This window comes from Siccirubricoccus soli, assembly GCF_024178315.1.
Lineage (GTDB): Bacteria > Pseudomonadota > Alphaproteobacteria > Acetobacterales > Acetobacteraceae > Siccirubricoccus > Siccirubricoccus soli.
The window spans coordinates 21247-35055 of sequence record NZ_JAMZIK010000111.1; the positions used below are offsets into that span (position 1 = coordinate 21247).

13 protein-coding genes are annotated in these 13809 nt (G+C 70.5%); 7 read left to right on the forward strand and 6 right to left on the reverse strand.

Annotated features, from left to right (window positions below):
* Positions 1 to 435 precede the first annotated feature (435 nt).
* The 3 genes from NJ376_RS17655 to NJ376_RS17665 all read right to left on the reverse strand — a co-directional run bounded on the left by NJ376_RS17655 (position 436) and on the right by NJ376_RS17665 (position 1998).
* A complete protein-coding gene (locus NJ376_RS17655) occupies positions 436 to 864 on the reverse strand; it encodes a low affinity iron permease family protein (RefSeq protein ID WP_252954599.1) in 429 nt (142 codons plus the stop codon).
* 293 nt (positions 865 to 1157) lie between these two features.
* Positions 1158 to 1382: a helix-turn-helix domain-containing protein gene (locus NJ376_RS17660; RefSeq protein ID WP_252954600.1), complete on the reverse strand. Its 225-nt coding sequence runs from the start codon at positions 1380 to 1382 to the stop codon at positions 1158 to 1160.
* Positions 1383 to 1407: 25 nt separating this feature from the next.
* The gene (locus NJ376_RS17665) at positions 1408 to 1998 is read right to left on the reverse strand and encodes a TetR/AcrR family transcriptional regulator (RefSeq protein ID WP_252954601.1); all 591 of its coding nucleotides are present in this window, start codon (positions 1996 to 1998) and stop codon (positions 1408 to 1410) included.
* A gap of 75 nt (positions 1999 to 2073) precedes the next feature.
* Between NJ376_RS17665 and bdcA the strand changes: the two genes are divergently transcribed.
* Positions 2074 to 2787, forward strand: a complete 714-nt coding sequence (gene bdcA, locus NJ376_RS17670; RefSeq protein WP_252954602.1) for an SDR family oxidoreductase — start codon at positions 2074 to 2076, stop codon at positions 2785 to 2787.
* A gap of 438 nt (positions 2788 to 3225) precedes the next feature.
* Here the strand turns inward: bdcA and NJ376_RS17675 are convergent, their stop codons facing one another.
* Positions 3226 to 3909 carry a TetR/AcrR family transcriptional regulator gene (locus tag NJ376_RS17675; RefSeq protein ID WP_252954603.1) on the reverse strand — a complete coding sequence of 228 codons (684 nt, stop codon included), beginning with the start codon at positions 3907 to 3909 and terminating at the stop codon, positions 3226 to 3228.
* A gap of 396 nt (positions 3910 to 4305) precedes the next feature.
* Between NJ376_RS17675 and NJ376_RS17680 the strand changes: the two genes are divergently transcribed.
* The 6 genes from NJ376_RS17680 to NJ376_RS17705 are packed head-to-tail and all read left to right on the forward strand — an operon-like array spanning position 4306 to position 11093.
* The gene (locus tag NJ376_RS17680) at positions 4306 to 5637 is read left to right on the forward strand and encodes an MFS transporter (protein ID WP_252954604.1); all 1332 of its coding nucleotides are present in this window, start codon (positions 4306 to 4308) and stop codon (positions 5635 to 5637) included.
* Between the two features lie 31 nt (positions 5638 to 5668).
* Positions 5669 to 6451, forward strand: a complete 783-nt coding sequence (locus NJ376_RS17685) for an alpha/beta fold hydrolase (protein ID WP_252954605.1) — start codon at positions 5669 to 5671, stop codon at positions 6449 to 6451.
* Positions 6452 to 6474: 23 nt separating this feature from the next.
* Positions 6475 to 7695, forward strand: coding sequence for an LLM class flavin-dependent oxidoreductase (locus tag NJ376_RS17690; protein ID WP_252954606.1), 1221 nt, complete (start codon positions 6475 to 6477; stop codon positions 7693 to 7695).
* A gap of 1 nt (position 7696) precedes the next feature.
* The gene (locus NJ376_RS17695; RefSeq protein WP_252954607.1) at positions 7697 to 8527 is read left to right on the forward strand and encodes an alpha/beta fold hydrolase; all 831 of its coding nucleotides are present in this window, start codon (positions 7697 to 7699) and stop codon (positions 8525 to 8527) included.
* Positions 8524 to 9486: a Bug family tripartite tricarboxylate transporter substrate binding protein gene (locus NJ376_RS17700; RefSeq protein ID WP_252954608.1), complete on the forward strand. Its 963-nt coding sequence runs from the start codon at positions 8524 to 8526 to the stop codon at positions 9484 to 9486. The genes NJ376_RS17695 and NJ376_RS17700 overlap by 4 nt, the downstream gene beginning before the upstream one ends.
* Positions 9487 to 9497: 11 nt before the next feature.
* Positions 9498 to 11093: an FAD-dependent monooxygenase gene (locus NJ376_RS17705; protein ID WP_252954609.1), complete on the forward strand. Its 1596-nt coding sequence runs from the start codon at positions 9498 to 9500 to the stop codon at positions 11091 to 11093.
* 132 nt (positions 11094 to 11225) lie between these two features.
* Here NJ376_RS17705 and NJ376_RS17710 read toward each other — a convergent pair whose 3' ends face one another.
* Entirely contained in the window at positions 11226 to 12296 is a 1071-nt protein-coding gene (locus NJ376_RS17710) for a TauD/TfdA family dioxygenase (RefSeq protein ID WP_252954610.1), read from the reverse strand.
* 47 nt (positions 12297 to 12343) lie between these two features.
* Complete coding sequence (locus NJ376_RS17715) at positions 12344 to 13381, reverse strand: YeiH family protein (RefSeq protein WP_252954611.1); 1038 nt, start codon at positions 13379 to 13381, stop codon at positions 12344 to 12346.
* Positions 13382 to 13809: the final 428 nt, after the last annotated feature.

Here is a 13809-nt window from a genome sequence, read left to right on the forward strand (position 1 = left end):
CGGATGAACAACGCGCACAAGCGGGCACGCATGACGCCGCATGGGCGAGCCCTGATGGTGCGGCACATTGAGCCAGAGGGCTGAACGGTCGCACGGATAGCCGAGGCCTTTGGCAGCAGCGAACGGACGGTGCGGACGTGGCCGGTCCGCTGGCGGCCGAGGGCGCGGCCGGGCTTGAGAACCGCTCCGGCCGTTCCGGCACGGTCGCCAACCGCTTGGCCGAGCCCTGGATGATGCCCTGCTGGATCCTCCACATCTACAACAGCGCGTTGATGTTGGCGCGGTCTTCGGCTGGCTGGTTCCGAAGTCCTGCGGACCTCGTTCTCAGGACAATAGAGCATTTTCGGTTCACATGCGTGCACCGAAAACGCTCTAGGCCCTTGTTTGCAGAGCGGATTCACGCCCTCGGGCGATGCCGTCCTACAGCGCTCTGCTCTAGCTTATCGCCCGCTCCGCCGCCTGGGCGGCTCGGCGGTTCGCCTTGTCCTCCGCCCTGTCGGCTGCAGCGGCGACCTTTGCGCGCGCCTCGCACTTCTCCCTGATCTCGGCCAGCTCCTCTTCCGTCAGGCGTTCAATGCCGATGAAGGCGTTCTGCGCTGCGCTCGTGCGGATCAGCTCGTCCAGCTTGGCCTGGATGGCGGCGCTGTCGCGGTTCTGGGTGTTCTGGATCAGGAACACCATCAGGAAGGTCACGATGGTAGTGCCGGTGTTGATGATGAGCTGCCACGTGTCGGAGAAGCCAAAGAGGGGGCCGGTGATGGCCCAGGCCAAAACCACCAGGACGCAGATTACGAAGGTCAGCGGCCGACCGGTGGCATGGGCGACAGCGTTCGCGCACGCCGTGAATGCTTTCGAGATCGACATCGGTGGCGGTCCTCCTCCAAGCAGGTGCGCGCCTGCCCGGCATAGGCGCCTGGCCGGTCAACGGAGGCGGGAACCGATGGTTGCTGTAACGGATCAGCGGCGGCGCCGGTGGGGCGGCCGCTACGCCTTCACCCCCCGGACGCCGTCGTTGCGGGGGCTCAGGAACGCTGAGGTCGCAGCCTGCAGCCCACCTTTCCTTTGCTGTCACGGGGAGGCTGGCGCTCGGCCGCCTCGAAGGTCACGCACCGACGGCAGCGGTACGCATTCGCTGGTCCACCGGCTTCGGCAGCCGCTCACCGCAAGCCGAGCCGCGCCATCTTCTTGATCAGGCCGGGGCGGGAGATGCCAAGACGCCGCGCCGCCTCCGACTGGTTGCCGCCGGTCTCGGCCAGCGCCTCGCGCAGCATCCGCGCCTCCAGCGCCGCAATGGCTTCCTCCAGCCGTCCGGGCGCGGCGGGTGGCGCCGTCTCCGCCTCCTCCACCTCGCCCGCCGCGAAGCGGAGCAGCCCGGCATCCACCGTAATACGACAGACAGGGCGCCGCTCAGGCGCGGAGCACCTGCGCAAGGGCCAGGCCGGCAAGGCGGGCGGTGGCGAGGAGGCGGTCCTGGCCGTAGCCCTGGCGGGCCATGCCAGAGAGGCCGGTCATGACGGTAACCACATAGTCGGTGAGGCGCCCGGCCGCCTCCGGGTGGGTGGCGGCGACGAAGCGGCGGATGGTGTCCTCGGCGGCGGCGGCCAGGGCACGGGCAGCCTGCCGCGCCTCGGGATCGTTGCAGCGGGCGCCTTCGATGGCGAGGCAGCCGGCGGCGGCAGGATCGGCGGCGTAGCGGCGGGCGGAGTCCTCGAGCACCTCGGCGAGGGCTTCGGCAACGGGGCGCCCGGGGCGGAGGATCTCGGCCAGGGGGACGCCCTCGGCGGCGGTGTAGCGGCCGAGGGTGCAGGCATAGAGGCCAGCCTTGCTGCCGAAGGCGGCGTAGAAGCTGGGCGGGTTGATGCCCAGCGCCTCGGTGAGGTCGGCGACGCTGACGGCGTCGTAGCCGCGGGCATGGAAGAGGCGCTGGGCGGTGGCGATGGCCTGTTCCGGGTCGAAGCGGCGGGGGCGGCCACGGGGGCGCGGTTTATCTGTAGTCATTCCTACAAAATGCCTTGACGGGAGCATCCGAGATTTTATGTAGCGACCACTAGGTTAATCCTCAAGGAGGGCCCGATGGCCGGTTTCCAGGGTAAATCCGTTCTCGTGCTCGGCGGCAGCCGGGGGATCGGGGCAGCGATCGTCCGGCGCTTCGCAGGCGAAGGCGCGGCGGTGACCTTCACCTATGCCGGCTCGCGTGAGGCGGCGGAGCGGCTGGCAGCGGAGACGGGCGCCACGGCGGTGATGACGGACAGCGCGGATCGGGATGCGGTGATCGCCCGGGTGCGGGAGAGCGGGCCGCTGGACGTGCTGGTGGTGAATGCGGGGGTTGGCGCCTTCGGCGACCCGCTGGAGCAGGATCCGGACGCGGTGGACCGGATGATCCGCATCAACGTGGCCGCGCCCTACCACGCTTCGGTCGAGGCGGCACGGCGGATGCCGGAGGGGGGGCGGATCATCGTCATCGGCTCCGTCAACGGCGACCGGATTCCCTTCCCGGGCCTGTCGGCCTACGCGATGAGCAAGTCGGCGCTGCAGGGCATGGCGCGCGGGCTGGCGCGGGATTTCGGGCCGCGCGGGATCACGGTGAACGTCGTGCAGCCCGGGCCCATCGACACCGACCTGAATCCGGCGGACGGGCCGATGAAGGACACCATGCACGCCGTCATGGCCATCAAGCGTCACGGCCGGCCGGAGGAGGTGGCGGGGATGGTGGCCTGGCTGGCAGGGCCGGAGGCCAGCTTCGTGACCGGGGCGATGCACACGATCGACGGCGGCTTCGGCGCCTGAATCGGCGGGGCAGGGGCGGCCGGGGCGCTGGCCCGGCTGCCCTGGCCCGTCTCAAGGTCAGGACAAGGGTTTGCCAGCGCGCCTGCTCGGCCGCGGCCGCGCCACCACTGCTATCGCGCTTCAAAGCGCCTAGAGCAATATCCGATCAGGTGGAATCACCTGATCGGATCTCTTGCTCTAGAAAGTACGACATCTAGAGCAGCTTATCTCCGACCTGATGGATCACGCGGTGATCCATCAGGTCGGAGGCTGCTCTAGAGCAGATCGCCGTAGGGCGGCATCGCCCGAAGGCGCGAATCTGCTCTGCAAACAAAGGCGTAGAGCGCTTTCGGTGAACGCATGTAAACCGAAAACGCTCTAACGCAGCCTCTGCCGGGCGCGGGCGGCTCGATTGATTGCGCTGCCTCTTGGGAGGATGCTCCGGCGGCTGGTCGGGGTTCAGCCGTCCGGCGTCGCCGCCCGGAAGCCGGCGCCGAGGAAGCGCAGGAGCTTGGCCAGCGCGGTCTCGACATCGCAGGTGCCGAAGCGGCCATCGGTGATGGACTGGATCCGGCCGCTATCGGCCATGGTGTAGATCATGGTGCCCAGCATGAAGTGGAAGCGCCATTCCACTTCGGCCCGCGGCACCTCCGGCAGGGTCTGCACGATGGCCTCCAGGAAGGCGCGGGTGCTGGGGTTGAAGGCCTGCGCCAGGATGCGGCGGTAGAGTTCCTCGCTTTCCACCGCAAGCCGCGCCCGCAGCCGGCCGAAGGTGGCGCCGTCCACGCCGGCCTCGAGGCCGAGCGAGAAGGCGGGGCGCAGGAAGGCCTCCAGCAATTGCTCCAGCATCGGCGGCCGGCCGGGCCCTTCGGCGCAGAGCGCGAGCAGCCGCATGCGTTCCGCGGTGATCGGCTGCGCCCGGCGCAGGAACAGCGCCTCCAGCAGCTTCTCCTTGGAGCCGAAATGATAGTTCACCGCGGCCAGGTTGACCCCGGCCTCGGCGGTGATCTCCCGCAGGCCGACGCCGGCCATGCCGCGGGCGGCAAAGAGCCGAGCCGCGGCGCTCAGGATCCGGTCGATGGTGCGGGCCGGCATATCCGGAGCGGCGTCCCGCCGGTCCGCCTCGGCAAAGCTGTGGTCCATGGCCCGTCCCGGCGTGCTTGACTCTGTGACGATCGTATAAAACAATCGTTCGACCACGACAAAGCCGTTCGGCGTGACACTCCTTGGAGCGATCACCGGACACGCGGCCTGCCGGCAGATCAGAGGACCCGAGCGCCACCCCGCGTCACGCGGATGGACGGCACCCGGCGGCAAGAGGCGAAGGCGGACAAACCGCACTTGGCCCGAGGGAGGAGTGTCCATGCAGACCCCGTACCGGGTGCTGATGGCCGGCGCTTGCCTTGCCGCCGGCGCGGATCGTCCCGCCAGGGCTGAACCCCTCCCGCCCGCTCACCCGGCCGGCGGCGCCATGACACGGGCACAGGCAGCGTGCCGGCACGGAGAGGGCGCGACGAACGCACCCCGGGAGGAAACCCCATGAGCATCGCAGGGCTGGAAGCGGGCCGGGCCACCGGCTTCGCCGGCTTCACCCGCTACCAATGGCGCATCTTCTGGGTCACCTGGCTCGGCTGGGCGCTCGATTCCGCCGATTTCGGCCTCTTCGCCATCGTCCTGCGGCCGGCGCTGACCGAGCTGCTGGGCGGCGCCCCGAGCACGGCGGAGATCGGCCGCGTCGGCGGCACCCTGGCCATGGTCGGGCTGCTCGGCTGGGCGATCGGCGGCATGCTCTTCGGCATGGTCGCGGACTATCTCGGCCGGGTTCGGACGCTGGCCATCAGCATCATCCTGTTCAGCCTCTGCACCGCGCTGCAGGGCGTGGCGCAGACGCCCTTCCAGCTCGGCCTCTTCCGTTTCCTCGCCGGCCTCGGCACCGGGGCGGAGGCGGTGGTGGGCATCGCGCTGGTGGCCGAGGCCTTCCACGGCGCGCACCGCGCCAAGGTGCTCGGCATCATGATGACCGGCGGCGCCTTCGGCCCGCTGATCGGCGGGCAGGTGTACAACCTGCTCGGCCCCTATGGCTGGCGCTACGTCTTCTTCGCCGGCATCCTGCCCGCCATCCTGCTGCTGCTGCTCCGCCGCAGCACGCAGGAGCCGACGCATTTCGCCGCCGTCCAGGCGCGGCGCGCCAGCATCCGCGCCCGTGGCGAGGCAGCGAGCGCCGAGGACCAAGCCTTCATGCAGGCGCCGCTGCGCCAGCTCCTCAGCCCGGGCCTGCGCTTCAGCACCTTCATCGGGATGCTGTTCTGCCTCGGCACGCTGCTCTCGATCTGGACCACCCAGATCTGGCTGCCGACCATCCAGGGCCTGATGCTGGAAAAGGACGGCATCACCGGCACCGCGGCGATTCACCACATCGGCAACGGCATGATGCTGTTCGGCCTTGGCGGCATCGCCGGCTACGCCGCCTTCGGCTTCCTCGCCGACTGGTTCGGCCGGCGGCCGACCGTCATCTTCTACAATCTCGGCGCCATCGCCTCCGGCCTCACCCTCTATCTCGGCCTGGAGGGCTGGCAGTACTACCCGGTGCTGCTGCCGGTCTTCGGCTTCCTGGTCATCGGCGTGTTCTCCGGCCATGCGGTCTATCTGCCGGAGCTGTTCCCGACCCATGCGCGGGCGACCGCCATCTCCTTCTGCAACGGCACCGCCCGCATCATCACCAGCTTCGGCCCGCTGGTCGCCGGCCTGCTGGTGGTGCCCTTCGGCGGCAGCTTCAACAAGGCGGCGGCGGTCATGACCTGCCTCGCCGTGCTCAGCATCCTCGCCATGCTGCTGGGGCGAGAAACCCGTGATGAGGCGCTGCCGCGCTGATCCCCCGAACCCCCGAGCGAAGCGAGGCGCCATGCCGACCGAGACGACCCCCGACCGCATCGCCGTCCATGGCATCGAGGTGGAGGTGCTGCGCTGCGGCGCCGGCGCGCCGGTGCTGTTCCTGCACGGCTTCCAGCCGGCGGCGCCCGATGCCCGGTTCCTCGAGCTGCTGGGGCGGCGGCTGCAGGTCATCGCCCCTTCCCATCCCGGCTTCGGCAACACGCCCCGGCCGAAGGATTTCGAGAGCGTCTACGACCTGCTGCACCTCTATACCCAGCTCATCGAGGCGCTGGGCCACCCCAGGATCTCGCTCATCGGCGCTTCCTTCGGCGGCTGGCTCGCCGCCGAGCTGGCGCTGCGGATGCCGTCGCGCATCGGGCGGCTGGTGCTGGTCGATGCCCTCGGCATCAAGGTGAGCGACCGGGAAACGCCGGACATCCTCGACATCTTCAATGTCCATCCCGACACGGTCCGCGCCGCCACCTGGCATGATCCGCGGAACGCGCCGGATTACGACGCCATGGAGGATGCCGAGCTGATCGCGCTGCACCGCAGCCGGGAAGCGCTCTCGCTCTATGGCTGGCACCCCTACATGCACCATCCGCGCCTGGCCTACTGGCTGCCGGCCATCAAGGCGCCGACCCAGGTGCTGTGGGGCGCCTCCGACGGCATCGTGAAGCCCGGCTACGGCCAGGCCATGGCGCGGCTGATCCTCGGCGCCCGCTACGCCGAGATCGCCGCCGCCGGCCACCACCCCGAAATCGAGCAGCCCGACGCCTTCGCCGACCACGTCATCGGCTTCCTGGCCCGCTGAGCAACGCTTCCGGAGAGACGACCATGGACGCCTGGTGGCAATGCGAAATCCCCTATCCCTATGTGGACAAGCGCATCACCGATGCCGCGGATTCGGTCCGCGCCAGCCTGCCCAACCGGCTCTGCGACCCGAGGATCGCGGCCAATCTGTTCCATGAGGTGCTGGACGAATTCGCGCTGTGCGACGAGCTCGGCATGAATGTCCTCTGCATCGAGCACCATGCCGGGATCAACTCCCTCATCGGCTCCAACCCGATGATCACCGGCATCCTGGCGCGGCAGACGAGGAATGTCCGCGTCCTCAGCCTCGGCACGCTGATCTCGCTGCGGCCGGACCCGGTGCGGGTGGCGGAGGAATACGCGACCGCGGATTGCCTGCTGCGCGGCCGGTTCGAGATCGGCTTCGTCAAATCGGGCGGGACCGAGGTCGCCAGCTCCAACATGCAGCCGGTGAACAACGAGGAGCGGTTCTGGGAGGCGATCGACCTCATCAAGAAGACCCTGACCAGCCATGACGGCCCCTTCAGCTGGGAGGGCAAGCACTACACCCACCGGCATGTGAACATCTGGCCCGGCCCCTACCAGCAGCCGCATCCGCGCATGTGGGCGGCGACCGGCGACCCGCGCAGCGCCGCCGAGGTCGGCCGCCGCGGCATGACGCATGTGCTGGTGCTGCGCGGGCCGGAGGGCACGAAGAAGGCCTACGAGGCGCATCGCACGGCGCGGCGCGAGGCCGGGCTGCCGAAGGTGACGACCGACAATTTCGCCTATGCCGCCATGGTCTATGTCGGCGAGACGGAGGAGGAGGGGATCGAGGGCGGGACCAAGCTGCTCTGGTTCCTCAACACCAGCCTGAAATCCGCGCCGCAATACAACAAATTCCTGCCCGGCGCGGCGCCGCCCCAGGCGGCGCCCGGCCTCTACCGGACGATGCCGCGCGCCGAGGCCGGCCTTGCCCTGACGGATGCCGAGAAGGGCGTCGCCCCGGCCAGCCAGAATGCGCAGAAGCTGATGGGGCTGACGGCGCAGGAGGCGATGCAGCAGGGCATCCTGTTCGCCGGCACGCCGGACAGCGTCCACCGCCAGATCATGGAGTTCTACGACAAGGTCGGCGGCTTCGGGCATCTCTGCCTGATCGGCCGCAGCGGCTACATGACCCATGAGGAGTCGAAGAAGGGCATCCGCCTCTTCAGCAAGGAGGTGCTGCCGCGGTTGCGTGAGGTCGCGCCGGTGGAGGTCGGCTGAGATGGCCCTCCCCGAAGCGGCCCCTGGCAGGATCCGCCGCATCCCGATCGGCGGCGGCGTGGAGATCGCCTGCGCCGTCACCGGCGAGGGGCCGCCGCTCCTCCTGCTGCATGGCGCGGAGGCGGACCATACGCAGTATGCCGCGCTGACCGCCCATCTCGCCGGCCGCTTCACCTGCATCGCCTATGACCAGCGGGATTCCGGCCGGACCAGCAACCCCGAGGCGCCCTACGGCATCGAGGCGCTGGCGGATGACGCAGCGGCGCTGGTCGCGGCACTCGGCCACCGGCGGGCGCATGTCTTCGGCAGCTCCCTCGGCAGCGTCATCGCCCAGGCGCTGGCGGTGCGGCATCCGGAGAGGGTCGACAGGCTGGTGCTCTCGGCAGCCATCCGCATCGGCCAGGGCATCGCCGAGATCAACCCGGAAGCGGCCGCGACGCTCGGCCGGCTGCGCACGGACCCGGCGGCGAATGCGGCGGAGATCGCACGCTTCTTCTACCCGGAGGCGCATCTCGCCGCCCATCCCGAGCTGGCCCGCCGCTTCGCCGGCGGCACCCGCACCCCGGCACAGCGGGCCCGGCGCAACGCGCTGATCCCGGAGGCGCCGCGCCTTGCACTCGGCGGCATCACCGCGCCCACCCTGGTGCTGGCGCAGGCGGAGGATCGGCTGGTGCCGCCCGCGCACACGCTGGCGATCGCGCGGGAAATCCCGGGCGCGCGCACCCTGCTGCTGGAGGGGCTCGGCCATGTCGGCACCATCCAGGCACCGGAGCGCATCGCCACCGCCATCACCCCCTTCCTGCTGGACACAAGCCGGGAGTCAACCGGATGAAGCGCCGTGCCTTCCTGCTCTCCACCCTTGCCACGCCGGCCCTGGCGCAAGCGGAGCGCTTCCCCGACCGTCCTCTCCGCCTGCTGGTGCCCTTCGCGCCGGGCGGCCCGCTGGACCTGAACGGCAGGCCGCTGGCCGAGGAGATGTCCCGCATCCTCGGCCAGACGGTGGTGTTCGAGAACCGGCCGGGGGCGAACGGCATCGTCGCCGCCCAGGCGGTGGCGACGGCACGGCCGGATGGCTACACGCTGCTCTACACCACCGGCAGCTTCATCGGGAACATCGTGTTCAGCACGGTGCCGCTGCCCTACGACCCGGAGCGCGACCTGGCGCCCGTCACCCTGGTGAACAAGGGGAATGGGATGATGCTGGTGGGCCGCGCCACCCTGCCGGCGCAGAACATGGCGGAGCTGGTGGCGCTGGCGAAGAGCAAGCCTGGCGGGCTGACCTGCGCCATGACCGGCATCGGCAACATCACCCATCTCGGCGCCGAGCAATTCCGCGAATACACCGGGGCGGAGCTGCTGACCCTGGTGCTGCAGGGCACCGGCCCCTCCATCACCGCCATGCTGGCGGACCAGGTGGACCTCACCTTCTCCACCCTGCCGCCGGCCGACCCGCATCTGCGCGCCGGGCGGCTGCGCGCCTTCGGCTATACCGCCACCCACCGCGCCTATTCCTTCCCCGAGGTGCCGACCATGCAGGAGGCCGGCTACAAGGATTGGGAGCTGATCGGCATGGCCGGCATCTGGACCACCGCCGGCGTGCCGCGCGAACGCATCCTCGCGGTGCAGCGTGCCGCCGCCGAGGCGCTGCAGACGCCCCTGCTGCAACGGCTGATGCGGGAGAGCGAGGCCGAGCCCTCCGGCGCCACGCCGGAGGAATTCGCCATGCACCTGTCGAAGGAATTGGCCATGCAGCGCGGGATCGCCCGGCGCATCGGCATGGGCCGGCAATAGGGGACCGACCGATGCTCGAAACGCCCGTCCTCATCGTCGGCGGCGGCCCGGTCGGTCTCACCGCCTCGCTGCTGCTGTCACGCTACGGCATCCGCTCCCTGCTGGTGGAGCGGCATGCCGGCACGGCCCGGGTGCCGAAGGCCCGCGGCATCAACGCCCGCACCATGGAGATGTACCGCCAGCTCGGCATCGAGGCGGATATCCGTGCCGCCGGCCTCTCGGCGCAGAGCACCGGGCTGATCGTCTGGACCGAGAGCCTGGCCGGCCGTGAGATCGAGCGCCGCGTCCCGGGCCGGGCGCTGGCGAAGAACTTGGCGATGACGCCGACCAGCAATTGCCTCTGCGCCCAGGACGATCTGGAGCCGGTGCTGCGGCGCCATGCCGAGGCGGCCGGTCCCGGCGAGCTCCGCTTCTCGACCGAGCTGACCGCGCTGCGCCCGGATGCGGATGGCATCGGCGCCACGATCCTCGACCGCGCCAGCGGGGCCGCCACCGAGGTGCGGGCAGGCTGGCTGATCGCCGCGGATGGCGCGCAAAGCCCGGTGCGCCGCCAGCTCGGCCTGAAGATGCTCGGCGAGGAGAAGGTCTATGACAGCGTCAACATCCTGTTCCGCGCCGATCTCTCGCCCTGGGTGAAGGACCGGCCGGCGGCGCTCTACTTCGTGGAGCAGCCCAGCCTGCGCGGCACCTTCCTGACCATCAACGCCACGGATCGTTGGGGCTTCCTGATCCACAGCCTCAGCCATTACGGCTTCCGCCCCGCGGACTTCACGCCGGAGCTCTGCGTTGCGCTGGTCCGCCAGGCGGCCGGCCTGCCGGAGCTTCCGGTGGAGGTGCTGGGGACCAGCGCCTGGGAAGCCTCGGCGACGGTGGCCGAGCGCTACCGGGTGGGGCGCATCTTCCTGGCCGGCGACGCCGCGCATGAAATGCCGCCGACCGGCGGCTTCGGGATGAACACCGGCGTGCAGGATGCGCTGAACCTGTGCTGGAAGCTGGCCGCCGTCCTGAAGGGCGAGGCGGGGGAGGCGCTGCTCGACAGCTATGACGCCGAGCGTCGGCCGCTGGCGGAGCTGACGACGCGGACCAGCCTCGCCAACGCCCTTTCCATGGGGCGGACGGCACGGCAGAGCAGCGCGGTATTGCCGCGCCGGGAATTCCTGAACGAGCAGGGCCTGATCTTCGGCGTGCCCTATGAGAGCGGGGCGGTGCTGCCGGATGGAACCCCGCCCATCCAGGCGGCCGACCCGGTGACGGAATACCTGCCGAATGCCCGGCCCGGATCCCGCGCGCCACATGTATGGCTGCAACGGAATGGCGCGCGGATTTCAACCATCGACCTGTTCGGCAACCGCTTCGTGCTGCTGGCCGGTCCGGACGGTGGCCCTTGGGCCGAGGCAGCGCAAGGACTGCGCCCAGAAGTGGAGGCCCATATCGTGGGCCGGGAGATCCTCGATCCCGAGGGCGCCTGGCAGCAGGGCTTTGGCGTGAGCGCAGACGGCGCCGTCCTGGTCAGGCCAGACGGCTATGTCGGGTGGCGAAGCCCTGGCGGCTCGGCAAATGCCGCTGCGGAATTGCGCGGAGTGCTGGACCGATTGCTGGCGCGCTAGGGATTTTCGGTAGAGGCCAGCCGCGCTCGGCCTTTGCCGCTCGCTTCAGCGCCACCCTCGGCCCCTGCATCGGCGCCGGCCGCCTCGGCCCGCCGGGCAAGGGTTGCCCGGCGGGCGGTTGAGGATACCGCCCTACTCGGCATCGAGCGGGGCGTTGAGCCTCACGCCAGGCACGCGGATGCCGGCTGGCCGCCCCTTCCTCGTCGCGCCCTGCCAGGTGCGCAGATAGACCTCCGGCAGCGGCGGGCCGTCCTCGCAGGCGAGCCAGAGCCGCAGCAGGTGCCGGCGCCGCCCGGGCTCCGGGAAGTCCTCATAGGCGGTGCGCGAGTGGGCGATCCAATGGTTGTTCAGGAATTGGATGTCGCCCGGGCGGAACTCCATGTCGAGATGGATCCCGGGACTCTCGGCGAGCTGGTCGAAGAGGTCGCAGGCGGCGTCGAGCTGGGGCGTGATGCGCGGCACCGCGGGGAAGCGCTGCGCCTTTCGCATCGCGCTGCGGACATAGGTGGTGATCAGCCCGCCGCCCGGCATCGGGTTGAAGGCCGGCACCGCGTACCACTCCTCCCCGCCCTCCGGCACCTCGCCCCGGCGGTCGCGGTAGAGGGGCTTCGCGAGTTCGGCTGCCAGGTCGGGGCGCTGCTTCAGCATCTCGTTGTAGATCGCGGCCGAGCTGGCGATGCTGGACAGCCCGCCCGCCTTGGACGGCTTCAGGCAAAGCAGCGCGACGATGTCGGAGCTGTCGGTGTGGTAGGGCAGGCGCGCCGCTGTCTGGTAGCCGCGGGCGGTCGGCTGCGCGTAATCCGCGCCGATATCCTTCACATGGCCGAGGATGTGGCCCTTGGCGTTCTGCGACACCGGCTCCCCGAGCATGGTGCCGAGACCGAAATAGGCGATGGCGCATTGCCGCACGCTCCAGCGGTCCACCGGCACGCCGCGCACCAGGATGAAGCCGGTCCCGTGCAGCACGGCCCGCCTGATGTGCTCGACCAGCGGGGCAAGGCCAGGCACCCGCAGATCCTCCGGGCCGATCGCGGCGATGTCGATGCCGGTGGCGTCGAGCCGCCGCACCGCGGTCTCCAGCTCATCGACCTCGGCGGGCGACAGGGGGCGGATCCAGTCCGTCCGTCTCGCCATCTCCGGGCCGTACCAGACGAAGGGCCCCGAGACGGGCCGGAGCTCGGCCGGCGCTGGCATCATGTTCATGGCTGTTCCTCCCGTATCCGTCTGCCCCGCCATGGCCGGGGCCGGCGTCAGATCACCTCCAGCAGGGCGACGCCGGCCAGCCCGAGCAGGGCGATGAAAAGGCTGCTGGCGGCCCCAAGGAGCAGGGGCGCGCCGCCGCGCGCGCGCAGCGCCCTGAGGTCGGTGGAAAGGCCGAGCGCCGCGACCGCAGTCGCCAGCAGCAGTGGCACCAGCGCGCGGGACGCCTCCACCAGCGGGCCCGGCACGAGCCCGGTGCTGCCGAGCGCCACCAGGCCGAGGAAGCCCAGGGCGAACCAGGGCACCGGCGCCCTGGCCTTGTCCCCCCTGCCGGCCAGAAGACCAAGCGCGGCCACGGCGGGCGCCAGCAGGAACACGCGCGCGAGCTTCATCACCGTGCCCGACTGCGCCGCCTCCGGCCCCCCCGCGGCCGCGGCGCCCACCGCCTGCACCACCTCATGCACCGAGGCCCCGGCCCACAGCCCATAGGTGCGCGCCTCGAGGCCGAGCGGTTCCGCGAGCGCGGGACAGACCAGCATCGCCGCCGTCCCGCAGAGCGTGATGACGGCCAGGGCGTAGCTCACATCCTCGTCCCGGCCCTGGGCGACCTGGTTGGCCGCGACGATGGCGGAGGCGCCGCAGATCGCCGTGCCGGCGCCGATCAGCCGGGCCAGCGATCGCTCGACGCCGAGGCGCCCGCCGAGCCAGACCGTGAAGGGCAGCGTCGCCGCCACCACGATGACGGCCAGCACCAGGGCCCCGGGGCCGAGCCCGAGAAGCTGCCCCAGCGTCACGCCGAGGCCGAGCAGCACGATGGCCGCGCGCAGGAGCGGCCGGACGGCGAAGGCAAGGCCGGGCTTGAGGGCCGCCGGCGCCCCCATCGCCGTGCGGACGCCGATCCCGATGACCAGCGCCAGCACCACCGGGTTGAGGGCGGCGATCCCGGTGGCCTTGCGCAGCATGACCGAGGCCAGGGCGATGGCGCAGGCGGCGGCCAAGCCCGGCGCAAGGCTGCGCAGGCGGTCGGCCGCGGCGGTCACGGCCGGTCTGGACAAGGCGGCGGCCAGTACGCCCGGCGCGCTCCGCATGCCTGCCTCCCTGCTCCGTGGGGACGCGGCCGATCGGGCCGCGCCGGAGGATGGGGCAGTGCGCCATGGCCCGGCGCCATGCCCGGCTAGAGCAATACCCGATCACTTGATGGCTCACGCCGTGATCCGTCAAGTCGGAGGCTGCCCTAGAGCAGAGCGCCGTAGGGCGGCATCGCCCGAAGGCGTGAATCTGGTCTGCAAACAAAGGCGTAGAGCGTTTTCGGTGAACGCATGTGAACCGAAAACGCTCTAGACCGGCGAGCCGGTCGCCCTTGCCGGTGACGCGGTTGCCGTAGCGGGTGTGCGGCCAGCAATCCCACATGGCGCGGTGCTGGACGCAGCGATCGTCCCGGAAGGCGATGGAGGTCTCGCGCCAGCGGGAGCGGCTCTGGAAGGGCGGGTTCGCCATGTGCTCGAACAGATAGGCC

Excerpts from the sequence above, each read along its gene's own strand:
- NJ376_RS17685 (WP_252954605.1), top strand. The coding sequence starts at position 5,669 with ATGCCGACCGAGACGACCCCCGACCGCATCGCCGTCCATGGCATCGAG.
- NJ376_RS17665 (WP_252954601.1), bottom strand. The coding sequence starts at position 1,998 with ATGACTACAGATAAACCGCGCCCCCGTGGCCGCCCCCGCCGCTTCGAC.
- NJ376_RS17680 (WP_252954604.1), top strand. The coding sequence starts at position 4,306 with ATGAGCATCGCAGGGCTGGAAGCGGGCCGGGCCACCGGCTTCGCCGGC.
- NJ376_RS17675 (WP_252954603.1), bottom strand. The coding sequence starts at position 3,909 with ATGGACCACAGCTTTGCCGAGGCGGACCGGCGGGACGCCGCTCCGGAT.
- NJ376_RS17710 (WP_252954610.1), bottom strand. The coding sequence starts at position 12,296 with ATGAACATGATGCCAGCGCCGGCCGAGCTCCGGCCCGTCTCGGGGCCC.
- NJ376_RS17700 (WP_252954608.1), top strand. The coding sequence starts at position 8,524 with ATGAAGCGCCGTGCCTTCCTGCTCTCCACCCTTGCCACGCCGGCCCTG.
- bdcA (WP_252954602.1), top strand. The coding sequence starts at position 2,074 with ATGGCCGGTTTCCAGGGTAAATCCGTTCTCGTGCTCGGCGGCAGCCGG.
- NJ376_RS17695 (WP_252954607.1), top strand. The coding sequence starts at position 7,697 with ATGGCCCTCCCCGAAGCGGCCCCTGGCAGGATCCGCCGCATCCCGATC.
- NJ376_RS17690 (WP_252954606.1), top strand. The coding sequence starts at position 6,475 with ATGGACGCCTGGTGGCAATGCGAAATCCCCTATCCCTATGTGGACAAG.
- NJ376_RS17655 (WP_252954599.1), bottom strand. The coding sequence starts at position 864 with ATGTCGATCTCGAAAGCATTCACGGCGTGCGCGAACGCTGTCGCCCAT.
- NJ376_RS17715 (WP_252954611.1), bottom strand. The coding sequence starts at position 13,381 with ATGCGGAGCGCGCCGGGCGTACTGGCCGCCGCCTTGTCCAGACCGGCC.
- NJ376_RS17705 (WP_252954609.1), top strand. The coding sequence starts at position 9,498 with ATGCTCGAAACGCCCGTCCTCATCGTCGGCGGCGGCCCGGTCGGTCTC.